General features: G+C 64.9%; 21 protein-coding genes. 9 read left to right on the top strand and 12 right to left on the bottom strand.

Going from position 1 to position 20623, the window contains the following annotated elements; all coding sequences use genetic code 11:
• Window positions 1–193: 193 nt before the first annotated feature.
• Window positions 194–991 carry an alpha/beta fold hydrolase gene (locus NED97_RS15505; protein WP_252487921.1) on the top strand — a complete coding sequence of 266 codons (798 nt, stop codon included), beginning with the start codon at window positions 194–196 and terminating at the stop codon, window positions 989–991.
• Between the two features lie 25 nt (window positions 992–1016).
• On the opposite strand, the gene NED97_RS15500 is transcribed toward NED97_RS15505, so the two are convergent.
• Window positions 1017–1652 (bottom strand): metallophosphoesterase family protein, encoded by a 636-nt coding sequence (locus tag NED97_RS15500; RefSeq protein WP_252487920.1) that lies wholly within the window; start codon window positions 1650–1652, stop codon window positions 1017–1019.
• A 130-nt stretch (window positions 1653–1782) separates the two neighbouring features.
• Here NED97_RS15500 and NED97_RS15495 point away from each other — a divergent pair, with 130 nt between their 5' ends.
• Together NED97_RS15495 and NED97_RS15490 are read left to right on the top strand one after the other, a co-directional pair.
• On the top strand, window positions 1783–1959 hold the full coding sequence (locus NED97_RS15495; RefSeq protein ID WP_252487919.1) for a hypothetical protein: 177 nt from the start codon (window positions 1783–1785) through the stop codon (window positions 1957–1959).
• 5 nt (window positions 1960–1964) lie between these two features.
• Complete coding sequence (locus NED97_RS15490) at window positions 1965–2930, top strand: TIGR03885 family FMN-dependent LLM class oxidoreductase (protein WP_252487918.1); 966 nt, start codon at window positions 1965–1967, stop codon at window positions 2928–2930.
• A gap of 90 nt (window positions 2931–3020) precedes the next feature.
• Here NED97_RS15490 and NED97_RS15485 read toward each other — a convergent pair whose 3' ends face one another.
• Window positions 3021–3830 carry a helix-hairpin-helix domain-containing protein gene (locus NED97_RS15485; protein WP_382207651.1) on the bottom strand — a complete coding sequence of 270 codons (810 nt, stop codon included), beginning with the start codon at window positions 3828–3830 and terminating at the stop codon, window positions 3021–3023.
• 237 nt (window positions 3831–4067) lie between these two features.
• Here NED97_RS15485 and NED97_RS15480 point away from each other — a divergent pair, with 237 nt between their 5' ends.
• Window positions 4068–4586 carry a gamma carbonic anhydrase family protein gene (locus tag NED97_RS15480; protein ID WP_252487916.1) on the top strand — a complete coding sequence of 173 codons (519 nt, stop codon included), beginning with the start codon at window positions 4068–4070 and terminating at the stop codon, window positions 4584–4586.
• Window positions 4587–4601: 15 nt separating this feature from the next.
• Here the strand turns inward: NED97_RS15480 and NED97_RS15475 are convergent, their stop codons facing one another.
• The 3 genes from NED97_RS15475 to NED97_RS15465 form a co-directional block, all read right to left on the bottom strand.
• Window positions 4602–5777, bottom strand: coding sequence for a CaiB/BaiF CoA transferase family protein (locus NED97_RS15475; RefSeq protein WP_252487915.1), 1176 nt, complete (start codon window positions 5775–5777; stop codon window positions 4602–4604).
• Window positions 5778–5818: 41 nt separating this feature from the next.
• Window positions 5819–6967 (bottom strand): thiolase family protein, encoded by a 1149-nt coding sequence (locus tag NED97_RS15470; protein WP_252487914.1) that lies wholly within the window; start codon window positions 6965–6967, stop codon window positions 5819–5821.
• A gap of 386 nt (window positions 6968–7353) precedes the next feature.
• Entirely contained in the window at window positions 7354–7851 is a 498-nt protein-coding gene (locus tag NED97_RS15465) for a hypothetical protein (protein WP_252487913.1), read from the bottom strand.
• A 158-nt stretch (window positions 7852–8009) separates the two neighbouring features.
• Here NED97_RS15465 and NED97_RS15460 point away from each other — a divergent pair, with 158 nt between their 5' ends.
• The gene (locus tag NED97_RS15460; protein WP_252487912.1) at window positions 8010–8621 is read left to right on the top strand and encodes a VOC family protein; all 612 of its coding nucleotides are present in this window, start codon (window positions 8010–8012) and stop codon (window positions 8619–8621) included.
• A 63-nt stretch (window positions 8622–8684) separates the two neighbouring features.
• Here the strand turns inward: NED97_RS15460 and NED97_RS15455 are convergent, their stop codons facing one another.
• From NED97_RS15455 to NED97_RS15445, 3 genes are all read right to left on the bottom strand, one after another.
• Window positions 8685–9467 carry a DUF6517 family protein gene (locus NED97_RS15455; protein WP_252487911.1) on the bottom strand — a complete coding sequence of 261 codons (783 nt, stop codon included), beginning with the start codon at window positions 9465–9467 and terminating at the stop codon, window positions 8685–8687.
• 212 nt (window positions 9468–9679) lie between these two features.
• The gene (locus tag NED97_RS15450; RefSeq protein ID WP_252487910.1) at window positions 9680–10678 is read right to left on the bottom strand and encodes a hypothetical protein; all 999 of its coding nucleotides are present in this window, start codon (window positions 10676–10678) and stop codon (window positions 9680–9682) included.
• 86 nt (window positions 10679–10764) lie between these two features.
• The gene (locus tag NED97_RS15445; protein ID WP_252487909.1) at window positions 10765–12351 is read right to left on the bottom strand and encodes a spermidine synthase; all 1587 of its coding nucleotides are present in this window, start codon (window positions 12349–12351) and stop codon (window positions 10765–10767) included.
• A gap of 269 nt (window positions 12352–12620) precedes the next feature.
• Between NED97_RS15445 and NED97_RS15440 the strand changes: the two genes are divergently transcribed.
• A complete protein-coding gene (locus NED97_RS15440) occupies window positions 12621–13238 on the top strand; it encodes a TMEM175 family protein (RefSeq protein ID WP_252487908.1) in 618 nt (205 codons plus the stop codon).
• A gap of 137 nt (window positions 13239–13375) precedes the next feature.
• The gene (locus NED97_RS15435) at window positions 13376–14806 is read left to right on the top strand and encodes a metallophosphoesterase (protein WP_252487907.1); all 1431 of its coding nucleotides are present in this window, start codon (window positions 13376–13378) and stop codon (window positions 14804–14806) included.
• Between the two features lie 40 nt (window positions 14807–14846).
• On the opposite strand, the gene NED97_RS15430 is transcribed toward NED97_RS15435, so the two are convergent.
• Window positions 14847–15071 carry a hypothetical protein gene (locus NED97_RS15430; RefSeq protein ID WP_252487906.1) on the bottom strand — a complete coding sequence of 75 codons (225 nt, stop codon included), beginning with the start codon at window positions 15069–15071 and terminating at the stop codon, window positions 14847–14849.
• A gap of 96 nt (window positions 15072–15167) precedes the next feature.
• Here NED97_RS15430 and NED97_RS15425 point away from each other — a divergent pair, with 96 nt between their 5' ends.
• Window positions 15168–15575, top strand: coding sequence for an SRPBCC family protein (locus NED97_RS15425; RefSeq protein ID WP_252487905.1), 408 nt, complete (start codon window positions 15168–15170; stop codon window positions 15573–15575).
• An 88-nt stretch (window positions 15576–15663) separates the two neighbouring features.
• On the opposite strand, the gene NED97_RS15420 is transcribed toward NED97_RS15425, so the two are convergent.
• Complete coding sequence (locus NED97_RS15420; protein WP_252487904.1) at window positions 15664–16986, bottom strand: CobW family GTP-binding protein; 1323 nt, start codon at window positions 16984–16986, stop codon at window positions 15664–15666.
• Window positions 16987–17113: 127 nt separating this feature from the next.
• Between NED97_RS15420 and NED97_RS15415 the strand changes: the two genes are divergently transcribed.
• On the top strand, window positions 17114–17365 hold the full coding sequence (locus NED97_RS15415; RefSeq protein ID WP_252487903.1) for a hypothetical protein: 252 nt from the start codon (window positions 17114–17116) through the stop codon (window positions 17363–17365).
• 324 nt (window positions 17366–17689) lie between these two features.
• Here NED97_RS15415 and NED97_RS15410 read toward each other — a convergent pair whose 3' ends face one another.
• Window positions 17690–18664 carry a cytochrome d ubiquinol oxidase subunit II gene (locus tag NED97_RS15410; RefSeq protein WP_252487902.1) on the bottom strand — a complete coding sequence of 325 codons (975 nt, stop codon included), beginning with the start codon at window positions 18662–18664 and terminating at the stop codon, window positions 17690–17692.
• Window positions 18657–20048 carry a cytochrome ubiquinol oxidase subunit I gene (locus tag NED97_RS15405; RefSeq protein WP_252487901.1) on the bottom strand — a complete coding sequence of 464 codons (1392 nt, stop codon included), beginning with the start codon at window positions 20046–20048 and terminating at the stop codon, window positions 18657–18659. The genes NED97_RS15410 and NED97_RS15405 overlap by 8 nt, the downstream gene beginning before the upstream one ends.
• Between the last annotated feature and the right edge of the window lie 575 nt (window positions 20049–20623).

Below are 20623 nucleotides of genomic sequence, written 5' to 3'. Positions count from 1 at the left end.
GACCGCGAGACGGTCGCAATTCGATCCGGGTCCGGGCGTGCGATCGAGAGCGCCCAGAAGATGCCGACGAGGGGTGGTACCGCTGAAACCCGAACACACCGTCGTACTCGGTCGATCGACCGACAATCGGTCCGGCTCGAACGCCATCGACGGCCCGGGAACTAAGGACGTCCTTGTGGTACGAACGCTGCCTATGCCACTGTTCGGAGACAGCAGCAACCTCGAGGGCGTCGACGCCGACGGTCCGTCGGATGCACAGGCGATCGTATTCGTCCACGGTGCGATGTTCACGCGCGCGATGTGGCTTCCCCAGCAGCGGGGGCTGTCCGACGAGTTCCGCGTGGTCTCGCTCGACCTCCCCGGCCACGGAGCGTTCGGTGACGAAACGTTCCGGATGGAGCCGGCGATCGAGCGCCTCGAGGAGGTGATCGAGACGCAAACCGACGGAAGCGCGGTCCTCGTCGGCCTCTCGCTCGGCGGGTACGTGGCGACGGAGTACGCCTCCCGCCACCCTGATGAGGTCGACGGACTGGTGCTGACCGGCAGCAGCGCGAACCCCGTCCGCGGGATGAATCTGCTCACGCGGGTCAACGGCGGGATCGCTCGGCTTCTGACCCGACCCGACGTCGGCAAACGCGCCGTCGAGCGACTGGCGACGCGGTGGGTTCGCAACCGCGATCTGCCGCCGGATATCGAAACGGCGATCATCGACGCCGGATTCTATCCCAAGCAGTTCGGGGACGCGGGGCCGGACGTCGCCGGCGTGAATTTCCGGGAGAAGCTGTCGACGTACCCCGGGCCGACGCTGATCCTCAACGGCGAGAACGACAAGGTCATGCGACGCGGCGAGCAGGAGCACGCGGCCGCCGCGCAGGACGCCCGCATCGAGGTACTCGCTGACGTCGGCCACATCTGCAACCTCCACCGACCCGAGACGTACACGTCCCGCGTCCGGAACTTCGTGCGCCAGCGGGTTCCCCAGAAACAGTGATCGCCGTCGCTCGAGCGTCGAGCCGTTACCCGCTCGAGCCGAGATCGTGTTTCTCGAGCGCGAGGCTGTCCGGATCGAACGTGTAGTAGCGCTCCCAGGCGGGTGCGAGGCTCACGACGCGCGTTCCCTCGATCGTCGCCTCGCGATGACGGTGGTGGTGGCCGACCAGACAGAGTTCGGGCGAGAGGGCCTCGAGGATCTCGTCGACGTGCTCGCAGCCGGGGTCGTAGCCGTACGACAGCAGTCCTGTCGGGGCCTCGTGGGTGAGGAAGACGTCGACGTCGGACAGCGACGCCGCCCGCTCGACGTCCTCGTGAGTGAAGTGACGGCGTCGCTCACCCGAGAGCTCCGATCTGGGCAGGTCGTACTTCGTGGGCGCGTAGTTTCCGGAGAGGCCGGCGACGCGCAGGCCGGCGACCGTCGCGACCGTGCTCGCGAGGAGGTGGAGGTTTCGCGTCTCTGCGGTCTCTCCCGCTCGAAGCGCGTCGATTACGTCGAAATCCTCGTTGTTGCCGGCGACGAACCACGTCGGGGCCGGCAGTTCGTACCGTTCGAGGTCGCCGAGCTGTAACACGGCGTCCGGCTCGAGCGTGTGATAGTGGTCGAGCAGTATCTCCCGACGCTCCGAGTCGGACGCGTGGGCGTCACCGAGCACGAGCATACCCGGTAGACGGGCGCGATCCGAATACGTCTGGTGGCGACCGCCGCCCGCCTGGTTGTCGTCGCCTCGCGATACCGGGGGGCACATTCAGGCTCGGAGGTTTAGGCCGAGCACGACGATATCGTCATCTATGTCTGACACGTCTGACCGAACGGACGCTCCGATTCACGCGCCGTCCGAACGTAGCGAACTGCGAACGAGCCGTCTCGCGGACGGAAACTGGATCGTCGCCAGTATCCCGGACGCAAAGACTGCCGCGGAGCGTGAGGACCGAACCCACGAACGCGATCCGAAGGGAGACTCCTAACGCACATGCCCGACATCGGTTTTCACGCGTCCCACGAGCAGTTCGCGCCGAGCGACCTCCTCGAGTGCGCGACGCTCGCGGACGAGTACGGGTTCGACGACGTGCTCGCGTCGGACCACTTCCACCCCTGGAGCGAACGTCAGGGCGAATCAGGTTTCGTCTGGTCGTGGCTCGGCTCGGCGATGGAGGCGACGTCGCTCTCGTTCGGGACGGTCAATGCGCCCGGCTACCGCTACCATCCCGCGATCATCGCGCAGGCGGCGGCGACGCTCCGGGAGATGTACCCCGAGCGGTTCTGGCTCTCGATCGGCAGCGGGCAACTGCTCAACGAGGGAATCGCGGGGACGGACTGGCCCGTCAAGTCGGACCGAAACGCTCGACTCGAGGAGTGCGCCGACGTGATGAAGCGCCTCTGGGAGGGCGAAGAGGTCACGCACGACGGTCGGATCGCGGTCGAACGGGCGACGCTCTACTCCCGGCCCGACACGCCGCCGCCGGTGATCGGCGCCGCCCTCTCCGAGGAGACCGCCCGCTGGCTGGGGGAACGCGACTGGGTCGACGGAATGATTACGATCGCGACGCCGGCCCACGACGAGGTTGCCCAGCGCGTCGAGGCGTTCCGGGAACACGCGCCCGACAAACCCGTCTATCTCAAGGTACAGCTCTCCTACGACACCGACGAAGATGCCGCGCTCGAGGGGGCGTACGACCAGTGGCGGACCAACTGCGTTCCCGGGCCGGTGACCCAGCAGCTCCGAACGCCCGAGGAGTACGACGAACTGGGCGAGGGGATCAGTCGAGAGCAGGTGGAGGAGAACGTCCGGGTCTCGGCCGACCTCGAGCAGCACCTCGAGTGGCTCCAGCAGGATCTGTCGCTCGACGTCGACAAACTCCTGCTCCACAACGTCAATCGAGAACAGGAGCAGTTCATCGACGACTTCGGCGAGCGCGTGCTGCCCGAACTCGAGTAAGGCGGTGCGGAGGGTCTGCGGAAAATGCGAACGAACGGCGCGTCTGCCGCGAGCGGAACGGAGCCGCCGGTAGCAACGAGGATCTCGGATTCAGGCTTCGGCCTGATCGATCCACTCTCGAGCGCGCGACGGCGACACTTCCGCGGCCTCGGCGACGGTTTCGGGATCGGATCGCGTCAGGTCGTCGATCGTCGCGATTCCGGCGTCCGCTAGCTGCTCGCGGGTCGTCGTGTCGATCCCGTCGATATCCTCGATCGCGTGTTCGGGATCGGTCCGAATCTTCGTCCGCTCCTGGTTCGCTTCCTCGAACTGCGCCTGGACCCGCTCGGCCTGCTCCTCGAGTTGCTGCTGGAAGGACTCGATCTGCTCGGCCTGGCGCTCGAGCAGTTCCTCGACGTCGCCGGTCTGGCGCTCGAGTTGGTCTTCGAGCCGGTCTTGCATCTCCTCGGTCTGCTCGAGCTGTTCGCGGAGCTGCGTCGAGAGCTCGCCGACGTTCTCGACCGTCTGGTCCTCGATCGTGTGCGAGGACTCGAGCAACTGCTCGGTTCCGTCCTCCATCGCGTCGACGAACTCCTCGGAGAGCTCGTCGATCGACTCGACGTCGCGCTCAAGTTCGCGCTCGACGGCGTCGTAGAACTCCTCGTGGGTCGTTTTCAGCTGTGCGAAACTCTCGTCGATGCTCCGGTGGGCTGACGGCTGATCGTCACCGGGAATCATCGCGGCCATCGCGCTGACGGCGCCGTGAGTCGCGGCCTGTCCGATCTCGAGTTGCTGGCGCTGCAGCGACTCCTGGCCCTTGAGACCGGTGAGGGCTATGTGGTCGGCGTTTCGCTGGGCTGCGAGGCTCTGCTTGAACAGCTGCTGACTCTGTTTGATCGCGCTTCGCTGGACGTCGAACATCGCTCGAATCGGTGATTCTGACTGGCTCATGATCTTCGAGTGTGTCTCCGCTCGTGGACGGTATAAGGTGCGGGCTTGCATACCTCTGTATGGTTCTAAATGGTATTGAATGGTATAGGCGACGTTCGTCGGAGCTGACGGATCGAGCGGGTTGATCCCCTGACGTCCGTTCTGAAACGGTGACAGTAGGGATTTCGACAACGAACCATTATGAGGGACATCGTGGTCGGAATCTCCATGGTCGACAGCCGAACCTACGAGTTCGAGGGCGCGTCGCCGTCGATTCACGACGAGGCGCGCGTAAGCCGGGAGGCGACGCTCGTCGGCGACGTGACGGTCGAAGCGGAAGCGAGCGTCTGGCCGGGAGTCGTGCTCCGCGGCGACATCGGCCCCGTTCGCATCGGCCGACAGACGCACGTCGGCGACAACGCGACGCTTCACGCGTCAGTCCTGGAGGACCGGGTGATGGTCGGTCACGGCGCGGTTCTCAACGAGGCGACCGTCGAGGAGCGCGCACTGGTCGGATTCAACACGACGATCAACACCGACGCCACGGTCGGGTCCGAAAGCATCGTCGCCGCGGGAACGGTGATCCCTGACGAGTACGCGATCCCGTCGAAGTCGTTCGTCCGCGGCGTTCCGGCCGAAATCACGCCGCTCGAGGAGACGGGAATCGATCCCGAGGAAATCTTCGAGGCGTTCTCGTCGGGCGAGTACACGGACCTGGCCCAGCGCCACGGTGATCTGTTCGAGTAGGCTCGCGTCTCGCGATCAGCGAACCGCACCGGACTCGAGGAGCCGTTCGATCTCGTCGTCGCCGTACCCCGCTTCGGCGAGGTACCGTCGGGTGTGTTCGCCCCGGTCGGGGATCGAATCGGCGACCGCCGCCGGCTCCTCGCTACAGCGCGCCGGGAATCCGATCCGGGGTGGCGCGTCGTCGGGACGCTCGACGAGCTCTCTGGCCCGAACCTGCGGATGATCGACCGCCTCCGCGAGCGTGTACACCCCGGCAAACGCGGCGTCGACGTCCTCGAGCGCGGCCTCCCACTCGTCTCGCGTTTTCTTGCGGAATAGTTCCCGGAGTTCGCCTTCGAGGGCGGCGCGGACGTCAGGATCGCGCGAGCCGTGTTCGTCGACGAGGTCGTCCCGACCGACTGCCCCGCAAAACGCACGCCAGAACTTCGGCTCGAGGGCGGCCAGCGTCACCCACCGTCCGTCCGCGGTCTCGTAGCTGTCGTACCAGGGAACCCCGCCCGTCAGCGGCGTCTCGCCGGGCCGCGGTTCGGCGGGATCGCCGGTGAGCGCCTGGTAGGCGACCGGCTGGGAGAGCGAGGCGACGACGTCGACCATCGCGATGTCGAGATACTCGCCGCCGGTGTTTCCGAGTTCGCGCGAGAGCAGCGCCTCGACGACGGCGAACGCGGCGAACAGTCCGCCGGCCATGTCGCCGATCGGGTAGCCGGGAACCTGTGGCTTCTCGTCGGGCGAGTCGCGAGTCATATCGAGCAGCCCGGCCAGCGCGGCGTAGTTGAGGTCGTGGCCGGCCCGTTTCGCCCAGGGGCCGTCCTGCCCGTAGCCCGTGAGCGAGCAGTAGATGAGGTCGTCGTTGTACGACGCGAGCGTCTCGTAGTCTATTTCCAGCCGGTCGGCGACGCCCGGCCGAAACCCCTCGAGGACGACGTCGGCGTCCTCGACGAGTCGGTAGAAGGCGGCGCGCCCGTCCTCGCTCTTTAGATCGATCGCGACGCTTCGTTTCCCCCGATTCACCATCTCGAAGATCGCACCGACGCCGCGAGAAGTGCGTGGCTCCATCGACCGGGCGTAGTCGCCCGCGCCGGTGTCCTCGACTTTCACCACCTCGGCTCCCGAGTCGGCCAAAAGCTGGGTCGCGTATGGGCCGGGTAACAACCGCGAGAGATCGACGATCCGAATGCCATCCAGTCGCATATCAAATCGGTCGTCGCACCGATACTTTACCTTGGCCCCGACTACAGTCGTTCGACGATCGTCGCGACGCCCTGTCCGAAGCCGATACACATCGTCGAGAGCGCCGTGTCCCGGTTCGTCCGCTCGAGTTCGTGAACCAGCTTGGTGAGCAACGCCGCGCCGGTCGCCCCGAGCGGGTGACCGTGGGCGATCGCGCCGCCGTTGACGTTCGTGCGCTCCCAGGAGACGCCGGTCTCCTCGAGCCAGGCGGCGACGACGGACGCGAACGCCTCGTTGACCTCGAACAGGTCGATATCCCCGAGTTCGTACTCGGATCTCTCGATGATCTGTTCGGTCGCGGGAATCGGCCCTGTGAGCATCGTCACGGGGTCGACGCCGACGACTTCCGTCTGGACGATCCGGGCCATCGGCTCCCAGCCGTGTCGCTCCGCGGCTTCCTCGCTGGCGAGCAGGAGAGCCGACGAGCCGTCGACGATCCCCGAGGAGTTACCCGGGTGGTGAACGCCGCCGCCCTCCTCGCGGAACGAGAGCGGGAGATTCGAGAGCGTCTCGAGGTCGGTCTCCGGTCGGGGGTGTTCGTCTTCGTCGACGACGACCGACTCGCCGTCGAGTTCGGTCTCGACGGGGACCACCTGGTCTTCGTAGCGGCCGTCCTCCCGGGCGTCTGCCCAGCGTCGCTGCGAGTCGACGGCTATCTCGTCGACGTCACGACGCGAGAGCCCGTACTCCTCGGCGATGCGCTCGGCACCCTCGCCCTGGGTCGTCAGCTCGTCGAAGTGCTCGAAGTACGTGTCGGTGACGCTGTCGCCGTCCGAGCCCATCGGTACGCGGGTCATGTGCTCGACGCCGCCGGCGATCAGGACGTCGTGCTGGCCGGCTATGAGGTTCGCAGCGGCGAAGTTGACGGCCTGCTGGCCGGAGCCGCACATCCGGTTGAGCTGGACGCCGGGAACGACGTCGCCCCAGCCGGCGACCATCGGCGCGAGTCGGCCGATATTGAGACCCTGCTCGTCGATCGGAGTCACACAGCCGTAGATCACGTCCTCGATCGTCTCCGGATCGAACTCGTTGCGTGCCTCGAGCGCCTCGAGCGGCGCGGCCGCGAGATCCTGGGGGTGCGTGTCCCTGAACGCTCCGTCGCGCTTTCCGAAGGGCGTTCGAACCGCGTCGACGACGACTGCTGTCTTCATAGTACGCGCTAACGTTCGGGAACAGTACCAATAGACGTTGGGAACGGCCCGTTTCGCGAGAACGGACCTGTCGTCGCGAGGGTCGGTCGTCGGTCCGTGCTCGACGATATCTGTCAAAGAAATTACTGTCGGGGTACGGAATATGCAGCGTACAGGAGGAGTCGCGTCTCCTCGTCGGCGCCGAAACTCACGCCGCCGATCGAACTGTCCGTCATACGTGAACGATTGTATGGATTACCTTAACGTTCAGCCTCCCCGCCTGATCGCTCTTCGGCTCGAGGGACGCTGGAACGGACGTACGACGGTAGCTTCGTCCTCGAGCGTTTCGCCAGTCGATTCCGCTCTGCAAAAAAATCTGTCCGTCGAGAATCCATCAGGCGCCGATCCTACGATCGCTGCGGCGCCGACCCGATCTCGAAAATCTCCTCGAACAGACTGTCCGCGAGCCGATCCAGCTCCGCCTCGGCCTCGCTGGCGTCCATCGTGTCACCGACGCCCCGCCACTCGACGGAGAGCCGGCTGACCGGCACCAGCGCGACGCCGCCGATCCTGATCGTCCCGTCGGGGGTGTGGACGATCCACTCCGTTCGCATCCCGTCCGACGCCTGCGTGACGTCTTCGATCCGTCCGCCGGCGTCGGCCCACCGCTCGACGAGTCCGTCCGTGATCCGTCGCAGTTTGCGTTCGCCGAGCAGGTGGACGGCGACGCCGCCGCCCGCGAGCACCGCGAACGCGACGACTCCGAACGGGAGCCCGCCGTACGGGACGTTCAGCGAGGCCGCGAGCGCCGCCGTCACGACGACCAGTCCGAGCACGCGTCCGTCGAGCGCGCTCGGAACGGTGCCGCGCCAGCGGCGTTCCTGAGACCGCTGTTCGAGTTGCATACCCCGATTGTGAACGAGATCCGGATAGTCCTTGCCGTGTCCTGCTTTCGACTTTAAGTCGGTACGATCCTGATTCGTTCGAACTCGAGTACCGATGATTCGTCCCGCGGTCGACCGTGGTCGCAGGTTTACGTATCGGGGATTCGTAGGAGGAACCGATGACAGACGACATCGAGATCACGGCCGACCGACCGGACAGTCCGATCCGACTCTCGGGAACCGACCACGTCACGCTCATCGGGAGCAACGAGGAGGATACGATCGCGTTCTACCGCGACCTGCTCGGCATGCCGCTGGTCCTCAGACAGCCGAACCTCGACGATCCGGACTCCACGCACCTCTTCTTCGATACGGGTGACGGCCGGATCATCACCTTCTTCGTCACCGACGACCGGCAGTCGAACCCGCAGCCGCTTCGCCACCAGATCGGCTCCGTCCACCACATCTCGTTTTCGCTCGACCCCGAGCGGTTCGTCGAGACGAAAGAAGCGCTCGAGGACGCCGACCACGGCTACAACGAGTTCGACCGCGGCATCTTCCACTCGCTGTACACTCGCGACCACAACGGACTCACGATCGAACTCTCGACCGACAAGTTCGACGTTCCCGACGACCGCCGCGGCGAGGTGCTGGCGACGGCCCAGCGACTCCGCGAAGAGGATGGCGTCGACTTCGCCGAGGAACGTCACCTCGAGGGCGCGCTCGAGGAACTGGGGATCGACGCCGAGAAGTACGAGCTACCGGATGCGCCCTCGGGCGCCGGACTCTGAGAGCGAGGAACGACCAACTGGGAAAAACGGACGGTCGGGCGATTTCGGAGCGGAGGCACGGGCTCAGACGCCGATCCCGTCGTCTTCGTCGTCTTCACTCTCCCCGTCTTCTTCCTCATCGTCACTTTCCGCCTCGTCACCGTCTTCGTCGTCGCTCTCGTCCGCTCCGTTCTGGTCGCCGCCGTTCTGAGCGCCGTCGTCGCCTTCGGCGTCCTCGATCACGTGTTCGACGAGCGAGCGCACGTTGGGTTCTTCCTGACTCTCGACGCGCTGGGGGTAGACGCCGATCGTCACGAGCAGGTCGTCGTCGGTCTCGACGGCCTCGGTGACGTGGAGGTTCACGTCGACGCTCGAGCCGTTGAACTCCGCGTCGGCGACGAACGTCGACATCGTCGCCGACTGCTCGAGCACGGTCGCCTCTTCGTCCTCGACGTGCTCGACGTCGCCGATGTCGTCGTAGTTGTCGGCGACCAGTTCGACGAGTTCGGCGGTCGACTTGTCTTCGACCGGATTGACGTTCTGACCCGCGATGGAGATCTTCGGGGTCGAGAGGATCACGAACGTCGCCCCTCGCTGTTCGCCGAGTGGACCCATGTCCACCGCCTTCTCGTGTTCCGTGAGGTAGTTCGTCACGACGACCGTCTCGGAGAGCGCGGAGACGCCGACCTCCTCTTCGATCCGCAGGTCGTCGACGTCGGTCTGTTCGTACCCGGTATCGTCGCGGACGGACGGTTCGACGCCGGCCGGCGATGCCTCGTGCTCGTCGAGACCGACCAGCCCCAGACAGCCCGCCAGACTCCCGAGTCCGATGCTTCCTACGCCGGCGATGACATGTCGACGGTTCATCTACCGTGACTTTCGAACAGTCCTACAAGTCCTTTTTGGGATTTGAGGGCGCCGGATGTCGAACACCTATCAAGTTTCTCGCTGTTACGGAGACCGGATCGACTATCCCTCACCGTCTCGTCGACCTGTTCTTCGCTACCGCTGCCTCGAGAGACGAGCGACCGATACGAGATCCGCCTCGCGAGTGAGGAGGTAATTCATTGCAGCGGTTCTCACTTCTCGCTCGAGAACAGCGTGTAATCCTTCTCCGAGGCCGCAAACGGCATGACGGTCGCGTTTCGCTGTGCGACCCACGACAGTCGGAGGACGAACGACGCCAGGATCGCGAGCGGTGCGAAGCAGGCGACCGTCGCGACGAGCGTCGCACCGACGATCGCGGCCGCGGGCAGCGCTTCGATCGCGGCGAGATCGTACACCGCGAGCGTCGCAGCGAGGAACAGTTGCGCCGGCAGTCCGACGATCAGGAGTACTCTCGAGAGAAAGGAGAGCTCCTTAGTGATGTAGACCGTCCGAAAGTACTTCCGGGCGACGTCGATGTGGAGCAGGTGCTCGCGGAGCGACTCGAACAGTTCGCGTTGCTCGGCCGACAACTGGGCGTCGTACTCCGCTTCGACGCGGGACAGATCGTACAACTGCTCCGCCTGCGTCGTTCCCAGCGTCGCTGCGATCGCGCCGAAAATCTGTTCGTCCGCGGCGGGCGTGTCGACCGCCCTCGCGACGTCTCGGACGTCGCCGCGGAGCGCAGCCACGAGTTCGTCGATCTCCGCGGCGAGATCGTCGTCGCCGGGATTCGTGATCGTTTCGCGCAACGCCTGCGCTCGCTTGCCGAGGTTCTCGTGAAGCACCAGCAGAAACGAGCCCGGCATCACCGGGCTCACCTCCCGATCCATCACTTCCTGAACCTGATTGCGGTACTCGACGGCGTTCCGGGTTCGCTGCTCCAGGTCTCCGGGCGAGCCGAGTTCCTGCGAGAACACGAGCTGGTTGATCGCGATGACGACCGTGATGAGCGTGAGGTTTCCGCCCAGAAACGCACTGATGAGGAGATAGAGCGGGTCGCCGGGCGCTCGCGGAAACAGGTTCACGGCGAGCAGGGCGAGCAACAGCAGCAGTATCCCCCCGAGAAGCGTGCCCGCGACGACCAGTCGGTTCCCCTCGATGACTGTCCACGGGAATGCCGAGTGGCGCCACTCGGCCGCCTCGTCGCTCATAGACCGTGTACGGGGACCATCCTCCTGAAGCTTCTACCGGCCGGTGAGAGCGGACGGTTCCGCGATGGAACCCGCTCGATCCGGTGTCACGTCGCCGGGGATGTCGCCGTCTTCGCCGTCGCCGGCTCCGACTCCCCCGTCTCCTCGATGACGTACCGCTGGCCCATCATCGGATCGAGCAGGCTGTCGACCGGCGCTCTGTCGTCGCGCAGAACCGGGACGTCATCGGTTTCGGGATCGGCCATCCGGTGGTCGATCTCGTCGCTCAGATCGATTCCCAGCTCCCGATTTTCGTTTCGCTGCTCGAGGTCGGCCTGCGTGAGTTCGCCGTCGTCTTTCGTCGCGACGAGTTCGATGTTCTGGACGGAGCTCTCCTCGGACGTGCGGAAGCTGTAGACCTCCGGGAACGCCTGTTCCATGGTCTTGTACTCCGCGCGGTAGAACTCCGATGCGGGGCCGTTCGGCGAGGAGACGACGTTCGCGAGGAGGACGCCGTCGTCGCTCAGCCGGTCCGCAGCCAGCTGCATGAACTCCTCGGTCGTCAGGTGAAACGGCACCTGATCCTGCTTGTAGGCGTCCAGCACGATCAGATCGTACGTCTCGTCCGTATTCTGGAGGAACTGCCGGCCGTCCTCGGCGTGGGCGTTCAGCTCCTCGTCCTGCTCGAGGCCGAAGTACGTCTCGGCGGCTTCGGTCACTTCGGGATCGATCTCGACGACGTCGACGGTCGCGTCGTACTCTTCCTCGAAGTCCTGCGGACCGGTGTAGCCGCCGCCGCCGATGAAGAGGACGCGGTCGACGTCGTCGGGTTCGTCGGTCACGAGCATCGGCAGGTGGAAGTACCGCGTGTAGGCGAAGACGTGACGGTCGGGATCCTCGAGGTCGATCGCGCTGTGACGGGCGCCGTCCAGGTACATGGTCCGGGTATCGCCGTCGTCGACGACCTCGAGTTGCTGGTGGGGAGTCTGGCTCTCGTAGACGACGTCACCGCGATAGTCGAACGCGACGGGACCGCCGCCGGCCGCGCCGACGAGCAACAGCACGACGAAGACGCTCGCGACCGTCGGATTGCGCGACGGCGACGGCAGCGTGAGCGCGAGCGCGGCGGCGACGAGCACGAGTCCGAAGAGAACTCCGATCTCGCCGATGCTCAGGACGGGAATGAGGACGAACGTCGTCGCCGCCGAGCCGAGGATGCTCCCGATGGTCCCCAGCGCGTAGACGTGGCCCGACGCCTCGCCGATACCCTGCTTCTGCGAGAGTTCGGCGGCGTAGGGGCTGATGAAGCCCAGCAGATAGGTCGGCGGACCGAAGAGGGCGATCACGGCCGGAAGCGAGGCGTACCGCGGCGGCAACGCCAGCGTCGACGTGGACACGAGCAACAGATCGCTCGCGTAGACCACCACCGCGACGTACACTGCGGTCGCGAGCATGATCCAGGACATCTCCCGGTTCGTCGCCAGTCTCGCACGCTTGCCGCCCTGCCAGTAGCCCAGGCTCAGCGCGGCGAGGAAGACCGTCAGAATGCCGCCGACGGTGTAGATGTGACTCCCGAACTGCGGTGCGACGACGCGCACCGCGAGGATCTCGAGACCCATACTGGTCACGCCCGAGACGAAAACGGCGATCTCGGGTTTCGTGGGCCGATAGGACGTGATCGCCTCCTTCTCCATTCGTTGTTCGCACAGTATCGGCCGGCCCGTGAGTACCTGTCGGCTCCGACCGAGAGGAATGAACGTCCGAAGGCGTGTACAACTCGTCCCGCAATCGGATCGTGGACCGAGCGTCTCTCGAGCGGTGATCCCAGGTGGGGCTACTCGAGCGCTCGGTAACGGAATCCGGCGACCGGAAGCGGCGCCGAGAGGCGACAAGCGAACGACGTGGAGAATCGACGGACGTGAACCGGGATAGGTTATTCCCCGATTCGGGTGGAGTGGGCCGTATGGTGAGGACGCTCGGCGGGGAGGGAACGGATCGGATGGAAGCCCTGAGCGACGGACTGTTCGCGATCGTTCTCACGCTGTTAGTGTTGCAGTTCGAGGTCCCCGACGTTCCCGCGGACGAGCTGCCGGCGGCAGTCGCCGATCAGGAGACGCTGCTGATCAGCTACCTCCTGAGCTTCGTCGTCGTGGGTCTCTACTGGACCATCCATCACAACCTCTTTCGATACATCGTCGGCCACGACCGGATCCTGCTGTGGCTGAATCTCCTGTTCTTGCTGTCGATCTCCTTTCTCCCCTATCCGACGGAGCTGATGGGCAGCTACGGGACGCGGTTCGCCTGGACGCTGTACGCGACCAACTTCGTGCTGGTCGGCGCGCTCGTGACCGCCGTCTGGGAGTACGCCGCCCGAGCGGGGTTCGCGGGCGACGCGGTCGACGACCGGGCTGCGCGACTGATCACCGTCCGCGGACTGATCTCGCCCGCCGTCTTCGCCCTCTCGATCGGCGTCGCCGCCGTCGATCTCTCGCTCGCGTTCTACACGCCGCTGTTGATCTTGCCGCTGCAGGCGTTGTGGGTGCGCCACTACCGGCGGGAGATCGGCCCGCTCGAGGAGTGATCGCCGAGATCCGTTCGTCTTCAGGCAGCGGAGCGTCTTCGGGCGTTCTCGCTCGCCAACTTCTCGAGCGTCTGTACCGATCGACACGGGGCAAACCACTATTCCGTTCGGGCTGGTAGGAGGGTGGACCCCTCCGAATGGCTACCGAGTACGTCTTCATTAGCGACCTCCACATGGGCGGCGACGAACAGCTCACGACGCTCGACTTCGAGGCGGAACTCCTCTCGTTTCTCGAGGATCTCGAGGAGCGAGGCGGCGACGTGGAGCTGATCATCAACGGCGATACCTTCGGGCTGTGGGAGTACACGGAAACGTCGGATCGGGACAAACTCGAGCGCGTGATCGAGGATCACCCGCGGGTGTTCGAACAGCTTCGCACGACCGGCGAGGCGATCGACATCACGATCATCCCGGGCAACCACGACTACGATCTCGCCTGCTATCCGTCGCACATCGACCGGCTCGCCGAGTTCAACGTCTCGCTCGAGCCGGCGGTCGCGATCACGCGCGAGGTCGGTGACGCCGACATCTGGATCGAGCACGGCCAGCAACACGATTCGAACAACCGGATGCCCGACTGGGGGAACCCCGACGCACTCCCCGTCGGCTACTTCATCGTCCAGCGGATCGTCGCCGCCGCCGGGCGATACTCCGAACGCGCCAGGGGCGACTGGCTTCGGGACATCCAGTCGGTCGCGCCGATGGAAGAGATTCCGCGCTGGCTCTTCTCCAACTACTTCTACCGGGAGATGAGTCCGGTGCTGCGTGCGATCGTCGTCCCGCTGTTGCTGTTTTTCAATATCACCCTGCTCTACCTCTTCGGCACCGTCCTCGAGGCGTTCGGCATCCTTCCGGCCCGGCTGTTCACCGACAACCCGCTCGTTCGCGCGCTCGGCATCGCCGACATCGTCCTCGAGATAATCATCACGATCAACCTCATCGTCATTTTCGTCCTCCTGTTGCTCGCGATTCCGCTCTGGCTGTTCAGACGCGATTTTCGGCACACGCTCGGGCGCTTCGGAATCATCCTATCGGGCGTGCACGTCGGCCAGGGCGACGAGCCGTTCCTGGTGGCGGCCAGGGACGTCTTCGAGGCGAACCGGGACGTCGCCGTCTTCGTCTACGGACACACCCACCGAGCGTCGCTGACGCGGTGGGGTGATCGGCTCGTCCTCAACACCGGCACCTGGCTGAAGAAGCTACGACACGTCGAGACGCGGTTCTCGCGGTTGCCGGATATCTACTACCCCTCGTTTCGACTGAACTACTTCCGGATCTTCGCCGAGGGCGACCGGATCGTCGTCGACTACGAGGAGGTCGAGACCGAACAGCCGCGGGATCTTACCCGCTTTCAGCGCCTCGTCACCCGCCGCCCGCCGCCGGAACCTCCGATCCCGAATCGAACGGTGATCGACCCCGAGAGGCCGCTCGAGGTGCCGGCCGATCTCGGCGACGGATCGCCACCCAACGGCAGCGATGACAGCGACGGCAGCGATGACGTGCCAGTGAGCGAACGCGATGACGGAACGCCGAACAGGACGATCGATTCGCCGCGAGAGCGGCGATAACCGGTTCGATCCGATCGCGACGGACTCACCGATCCGAGACTCAGGAGCGCGTTACGAGATGCGTGAGCACGAACAATCCGCCGGTGACGATCGCGACGCTCGCGAGACTGAACTCGAGTATCCCGACGAAATCGGCGCCGGTGACGAACATCAATGCGAACAGCACCGAGAGTACCGCGTTGAGGACGAGCAAGACGCGTGGATCACCGTGCGAGGACTCGAGCCCCTCGCGGAGCCCCTCTCGGTCGGCGTCGGGACCGCTCATACGTGAACACGCGAACGTCGGTCACTTAGCGTTTCCGTCCGCCTTCCGCGACACGCGACACCGGCATTTATGGTAGCCGACTCGAAGGACAGCGGTATGCGGGAGGTCACCGTGTCTCGACGGATTGACGCGACGCCCGTCGAGATTTCGTCGCGATTCGATCCACCGGCGCTCGTCGAGGCCGAAGGCAGCTTTACCGTCGAGACCGTCGACGAGAGAGACGAGGCGACGATCGTGGTCGCCAGCGGTCCCGGCATGCAGCTTCCGCTGCGATTCGAGTACCGCGACGATGCGCTCTACTACACCCAGGAGGGCGAACAGGGGCCGTTCGAGCACATGGAAACGTGGCTGGAGTTTGACGCACTGGACGGCGAAACGACGATCACGTTCCGATCGTCCGTGTCGCTCGCCGCGCCGCTTCCCTTCGGTGATCGGATCGCCGCCTGGAAACGGAAGGGGGAACTGAACCGCGCGCTCGAGGCGATCGAATCGGCGTTCGACTGAGTCGACTCATACGGATTGCTGTAAGTCATTTCCGTCGAAACTGCGACCCGTCTGCGGTTTCGCCGGAAAATCGTTACAGCAGACCGTATCAGGGTTCGCGGAGCACGACCGCCTCCTCGGCCTCGTCCGGAAACGGGTTCGCGAGCGTCTCGGCTCGCTCCCACTCCTCGTCCGTGACCAGGCAGTCCCGGAGCCTCGAACGCAGTCGTTTCTCGTCGAGGCCCGTTCCGATGACGACGAGTTCCGTCCGCCGGTCGCCGTGCTCGTCGTGCCACTCGAGGTCGGGGCGGTTGGAGCGGTACAGGTCTCGCCGGATCTCGGGGAGGGTTGCGATCCAGGGACCGTTGTTCGTTGCCCGGACGGACGGGCCGGCCTGGGAGAGTTCGACCTTCGCGTCGCGGCCGGCGACCCAGACGACTCCCTTCGATCGGACGACGTTGTCGGGCAGTTCCCGAAGGAACGACGCGAACCGCTCGGGGTGGACCGGTCGTCGTTCCCGGAAGACGACCGACTCGACGCCGTAGACCTCGTCGGGGTGGCGGTGGTCGTGATCGTGGTTCTGGTCGCCGTCCGGGTCGTCTCCCTGCCCGTCATCGTGGTCGTGGCCGTCTCCGTGACTGTGGTCGCCTTCGTGGCTTCGCTCGTCACCCTGACCGCGCTCGCCTCCGTGATCCGCCGCTTTCTCGTCGGTTTCGTCCCCCTCGAGCGCCCGCTGCCACCCGGCTCCCTCGCCGAGGTGCTGGGGCTCGAACAGGCCGACGCCGAGCAGGCGGTCGGGATCGACCGCGGAGAACTCCGTCCGGATCGTCTCCGCGTCCGGCTGGAGCGCCCGGACGAGAACCTCCGCCTCCTCGAGTTCGTTCGGGTCGCAGAGGTCCGCCTTGTTGAGCAGCACGACGTTCGCGACCTCGAGTTGCTCGATCAGGAGGTCCGAGAGGGGACGGTCGGCCTCTCCGTCCGGATCGCCGCGGCGCTCGGGAACGTCATCGCCGGCGAAGGCGTCGAGGAACAGTCGGGTGTCGAGGACGGTGACGAGCGCGTCGATCTCGTAGCGGGCGGCGACCCGCGAGGCGGTCGTGAACAGGCTGGCGACCGGTTCGGGTTCGGAGATACCCGACGATTCGACGATCAGGTGGTCGAACTCCCGATTGCGGGCCAGTCGGACGACCGCCGTCTCGAGATCGTCCTGCAGCTCGCAGCAGATACAGCCGTTCGAGAGCTCCGCGACGCCGCCTGCGTCGAGATCCGATCCGTCGGCGACGAGTTCGGCATCGACGTTCACCGCGCCCATATCGTTGACCAGCACGGCGAGGTCGCGTTCGCCCGCGTTGCGCAGCAGGTGATTGAGCAGCGTCGTCTTTCCCGCTCCCAGACTCCCCGAGAGGACGGTAACGGGAATCGTCGATGACATACGTGTGAGATCGTGATGCAGGGGTTAAGAAGCGTCGGCTCGGGACTGGCCATCGTGCCGATGAACGTTACTACGAACGAATGTACCGAAAACTCACTTGTGGGCAAACCATCAGCTATCGAGGTGCATGGAGAAGTGTCCCCGCCGTACCCTCTTCGGTGGTATCAGGACGACGATTACCGTCGTACCGGCCGGCAACGCTGCGACGGCAGCGGACGAACACTCGACGACGGCGGCCGACACCGACGAGTCGACTCCCGCGACGTTCGAGTCGATACTCGACTACCTGCCGGCGTCAGTCGCCGAGGGCTCGGTGGTACTCGCGACGACGGACGTCGAACGGCAACTCGAGGCCGACGAATCCACAGCGTGTCGCTGATCTACGACGATCAGTATCGGATCGGCTACGCGTATCCGGCACGATAGGCGCGTTTCGCCGGATTCCTTCTTCGGACGCTGAGTACGAACGCAGCGCGCGAGCGGCTAGTCCGTGTCGTCGCGCTCGTCCCCTCGAAATCGTCGATCCGAGCGGAGCGTTCTCCTCGAGCGGGACGGTTGTCGGGTCGAGTGTCCGTCTCGATAAACACTATGGCACGATATCGAATGTTTCTGTGATCGTTCGCGACCGGGCGGGCACCCGACGGCCGGGAGACGGACGATCACTCACGATACGTACGGTGACGGTGAAGAAACGCGAGATTCGTCAGTAGCCGTTATCCGGATCGGCGACGCCCTCGAAGATCGAGTACAGCATCGCGAACCCGATCGAAACGGCAGGGAGGAATACGAGCGCCATGGCCGTCGTTACGTTCAGCGTCTGCGGTGAGACGACCGCGTCGCGGATCGCCAGACCGGCCACCGGATCGATCATCGGGTAGAGCCCTCCCGCGAGGAACCCGACGAATACGACCGCCAGACCCGCTGCTGCCCCGAAGAGGACGTAGTACTGGTCTAGACGCGACCCCGTGACGATGCCGACCGAACAGAGCCCGGTCGCGCCCGCCGCGATACCGACGGCCGGAAGTCGGATGCTGTTGACGCCGAACAGCGCCCCTCCGGCGACGGCGAAGAGTGCGAGGTAAACTAGCGTCCCGTTCGTCGCGTAGGTCGCCATCTCCGTTCGTAGCGTCCCCCGGGTTTTGAGCGCGAGAAACGCTGCGCCGAGGACAAAACAGAGCGCGACGAGTGCGACGCCGCCGAGAAGCGCCACGCCCGCCGGCACACCGCCGAACGCCCACTCCGCGATGAACACGCCGAGGGCGAGCGGCGAAATCGCGCTCCCCGAGACGAACGCGTAATCGCAGTATCGCTTCCACCGTTCGTCGTCGCGCTCCTTCCGGAGTTTGATACCGACCCCTCGCAGGATCAGGCCGAGAAGCAGGAGGAACACGAGAAGATAGTGTCTGGACAGCAGATTCGCGTAAGCGACCGGGTACGCCGCAAACAGCACCGTCGTGAACAGAACGAACCAGACCTCGTTCGCCTTCCAGATCGGGCCGAACGCGGCGTGGAACGTCTCACGGTCGGATTCGGTCTCTCGTGTCGCATAGAGGAGTCCGACTCCGAAATCGAACCCGTCGAGGACCAGGTAGATCGCCAGAATGCCGAACAGGAGCCAGAACCACGCCTCCGGCAGCCAGCCGACGACGTAGGCCGCCTCGACGATCGGATCAGTCATCCGCGATCACCCACTTCGGAACCGACCGGTCGTCTTCGTCGACGACGTCGTCGCGTTCAGCGGTGACGAGCCGACGGACGATACAGAGGAAGATCCCGAGCAGAAAGAGATAGCTCCCGCTGACGCCGACGAGCGTAAGCAGCGCCTCAGTCCCGTCCAGTGCCGGCGAGACGCCGTCGCTCGTTTTGAGGACGCCCTGAATGAGCCACGGCTGGCGGCCGACTTCCGTGACGTACCAGCCGGTAACGAGCGCGACGAACCCGAGGGGCGCCGACAGCATCGTGGCGATGAGGTACCGCGGACTGTCGCGTAGACCGCCTCGCCACCGCTCGTACGCGCCCCACGTTCCGAGGAAGACGAACCAGAATCCGAGCCCGACCATGATTCGGAACGACCAGAACACGATCGCGACGGGCGGCGACTCGTACTCGAAGTCGTCCAGTCCGGTTACCTCGGCGGTCGGATCACCGCCGCTCGCGAGGTACGAGGTGAGATACGGAATACTAACTGTGTAGAGGTTGTCGGCTCGCGGATCGGTAATCGCCTCGAGGCTCGTCGGGATCGCGATGATGTGGAGATCGGCACCGCGTTCGGTGTCGTAGTGGGCTTCCATCGCTGCAAACTTCTGCGGTTGCGTGTCGGCGACGTGGCGGCCGTACATGTCGCCGTGAACGACCTGGAAGGCGGAAGTAAGCAGCAAGACGCCGACGGCAACCCGGAGCGCCGTGTTCCACGTCTCTGACTCTCGGTTCTGCCAGACGAAGTACGCGGCGACGCCGGCGACGAGAAGCGTGACCGAAATGATCGCTGCGTTCTGCATATGCACGAACATCCACGGGAAGCGAGGAGTGAAGAACGCGGCGAGCGGATCCGTCATCCGAACGATTTCGGTCCCGCCGTTAGTGGCGACCTCGTAGCCGCGGGGCGTCTGCATCCACGAGTTCACGACGAGGATCCAGAACGCCGAGAGCCACGCGCCGAGCGCGACGAAAAACGCCGAAAGTGTGTAGAACCGGCCGGACACCCGATCGCGGCCGAACAGCAGGATCCCGAGGAAGATAGCCTCGAGGAAGAACGCCATCTTCGCCTCGAACGAGAGCGGACCGCCGATGAGCTCGCCGGCGACCGTCGAGAACTGCGAGAAGTTCGTGCCGAACATGAAGCTCATGGGGATGCCGGTGACCGTCCCCATCACGAATCCGACGGCGAATACCTTCGTCCAGAACTCGCGGAGCTTCCGATACCGGTCCTCACCGGTCCGAACCTCCTGAACGGTAAAGTAGACCAGATACGGCGCCAGTCCGACCGATAGCGAGGCGAACAGGATGTGAATCGTGATCGCGATAGCGAACTGGAGTCGACTCGCGAGAACGGGATCAATCATCGGTACCACCGTGCCGTCGACTCGAGAGTTTCCTCGGTATCGAGGGGACTCCGGCAGCTGGACGACTGCATCCGGGCAGATCTCGATTGGCAGCTAATCGCCGGCGGAAGCGGTCGAGTAGGACTCGTCGTTCTGCCATCACTCGTTCTTCGTCGATCGGAAGAATCAGCCACGGGCTGATTCCCGACGGCTGGAAATCGGCGACCCCGGTTTACGAGCGCGAGTCCAAGTTCGACGTCTGCGTCACTGCCGCTATCTGTACGCGACTACAACCGGGAACGATACCGGACACTTCCGGGCGTCTCTATGGGTTTTCGTCCTGGAGAACGCGGAACGGTACTGGTTTGCCGGAACGCGATTCGCCAGCGTCGCACCCGTAGGACGACTCGAGCGGTGCCCCGGATTTCGGCCCGTTCGGGACGAGTTGCAGCGGATCCGAGAGACCTCGAACTCCAGCGTCGACCGAAAGCCTTCGAGCGCGTTCCATCCCGTCGACTCGCGTTCGCTCACGATCCGACGGCGAACGCCTCGCTCACGGCACTCTCTCGCGAGGATCGACGGCCGGATTCGGATCG

This window comes from Natronococcus sp. CG52 (assembly GCF_023913515.1).
Classification (GTDB): domain Archaea; phylum Halobacteriota; class Halobacteria; order Halobacteriales; family Natrialbaceae; genus Natronococcus; species Natronococcus zhouii.
This window is presented reverse-complemented; position numbering and strand designations above follow the sequence as displayed.

Excerpts from the sequence above, each read along its gene's own strand:
- NED97_RS15505 (WP_252487921.1), top strand. The coding sequence starts at position 194 with ATGCCACTGTTCGGAGACAGCAGCAACCTCGAGGGCGTCGACGCCGAC.
- NED97_RS15500 (WP_252487920.1), bottom strand. The coding sequence starts at position 1,652 with ATGCTCGTGCTCGGTGACGCCCACGCGTCCGACTCGGAGCGTCGGGAG.
- NED97_RS15495 (WP_252487919.1), top strand. The coding sequence starts at position 1,783 with ATGTCTGACACGTCTGACCGAACGGACGCTCCGATTCACGCGCCGTCC.
- NED97_RS15490 (WP_252487918.1), top strand. The coding sequence starts at position 1,965 with ATGCCCGACATCGGTTTTCACGCGTCCCACGAGCAGTTCGCGCCGAGC.
- NED97_RS15485 (WP_382207651.1), bottom strand. The coding sequence starts at position 3,830 with ATGTTCGACGTCCAGCGAAGCGCGATCAAACAGAGTCAGCAGCTGTTC.
- NED97_RS15480 (WP_252487916.1), top strand. The coding sequence starts at position 4,068 with ATGGTCGACAGCCGAACCTACGAGTTCGAGGGCGCGTCGCCGTCGATT.
- NED97_RS15475 (WP_252487915.1), bottom strand. The coding sequence starts at position 5,777 with ATGCGACTGGATGGCATTCGGATCGTCGATCTCTCGCGGTTGTTACCC.
- NED97_RS15470 (WP_252487914.1), bottom strand. The coding sequence starts at position 6,967 with ATGAAGACAGCAGTCGTCGTCGACGCGGTTCGAACGCCCTTCGGAAAG.
- NED97_RS15465 (WP_252487913.1), bottom strand. The coding sequence starts at position 7,851 with ATGCAACTCGAACAGCGGTCTCAGGAACGCCGCTGGCGCGGCACCGTT.
- NED97_RS15460 (WP_252487912.1), top strand. The coding sequence starts at position 8,010 with ATGACAGACGACATCGAGATCACGGCCGACCGACCGGACAGTCCGATC.
- NED97_RS15455 (WP_252487911.1), bottom strand. The coding sequence starts at position 9,467 with ATGAACCGTCGACATGTCATCGCCGGCGTAGGAAGCATCGGACTCGGG.
- NED97_RS15450 (WP_252487910.1), bottom strand. The coding sequence starts at position 10,678 with ATGAGCGACGAGGCGGCCGAGTGGCGCCACTCGGCATTCCCGTGGACA.
- NED97_RS15445 (WP_252487909.1), bottom strand. The coding sequence starts at position 12,351 with ATGGAGAAGGAGGCGATCACGTCCTATCGGCCCACGAAACCCGAGATC.
- NED97_RS15440 (WP_252487908.1), top strand. The coding sequence starts at position 12,621 with ATGGTGAGGACGCTCGGCGGGGAGGGAACGGATCGGATGGAAGCCCTG.
- NED97_RS15435 (WP_252487907.1), top strand. The coding sequence starts at position 13,376 with ATGGCTACCGAGTACGTCTTCATTAGCGACCTCCACATGGGCGGCGAC.
- NED97_RS15430 (WP_252487906.1), bottom strand. The coding sequence starts at position 15,071 with ATGAGCGGTCCCGACGCCGACCGAGAGGGGCTCCGCGAGGGGCTCGAG.
- NED97_RS15425 (WP_252487905.1), top strand. The coding sequence starts at position 15,168 with ATGCGGGAGGTCACCGTGTCTCGACGGATTGACGCGACGCCCGTCGAG.
- NED97_RS15420 (WP_252487904.1), bottom strand. The coding sequence starts at position 16,986 with ATGTCATCGACGATTCCCGTTACCGTCCTCTCGGGGAGTCTGGGAGCG.
- NED97_RS15415 (WP_252487903.1), top strand. The coding sequence starts at position 17,114 with ATGGAGAAGTGTCCCCGCCGTACCCTCTTCGGTGGTATCAGGACGACG.
- NED97_RS15410 (WP_252487902.1), bottom strand. The coding sequence starts at position 18,664 with ATGACTGATCCGATCGTCGAGGCGGCCTACGTCGTCGGCTGGCTGCCG.
- NED97_RS15405 (WP_252487901.1), bottom strand. The coding sequence starts at position 20,048 with ATGATTGATCCCGTTCTCGCGAGTCGACTCCAGTTCGCTATCGCGATC.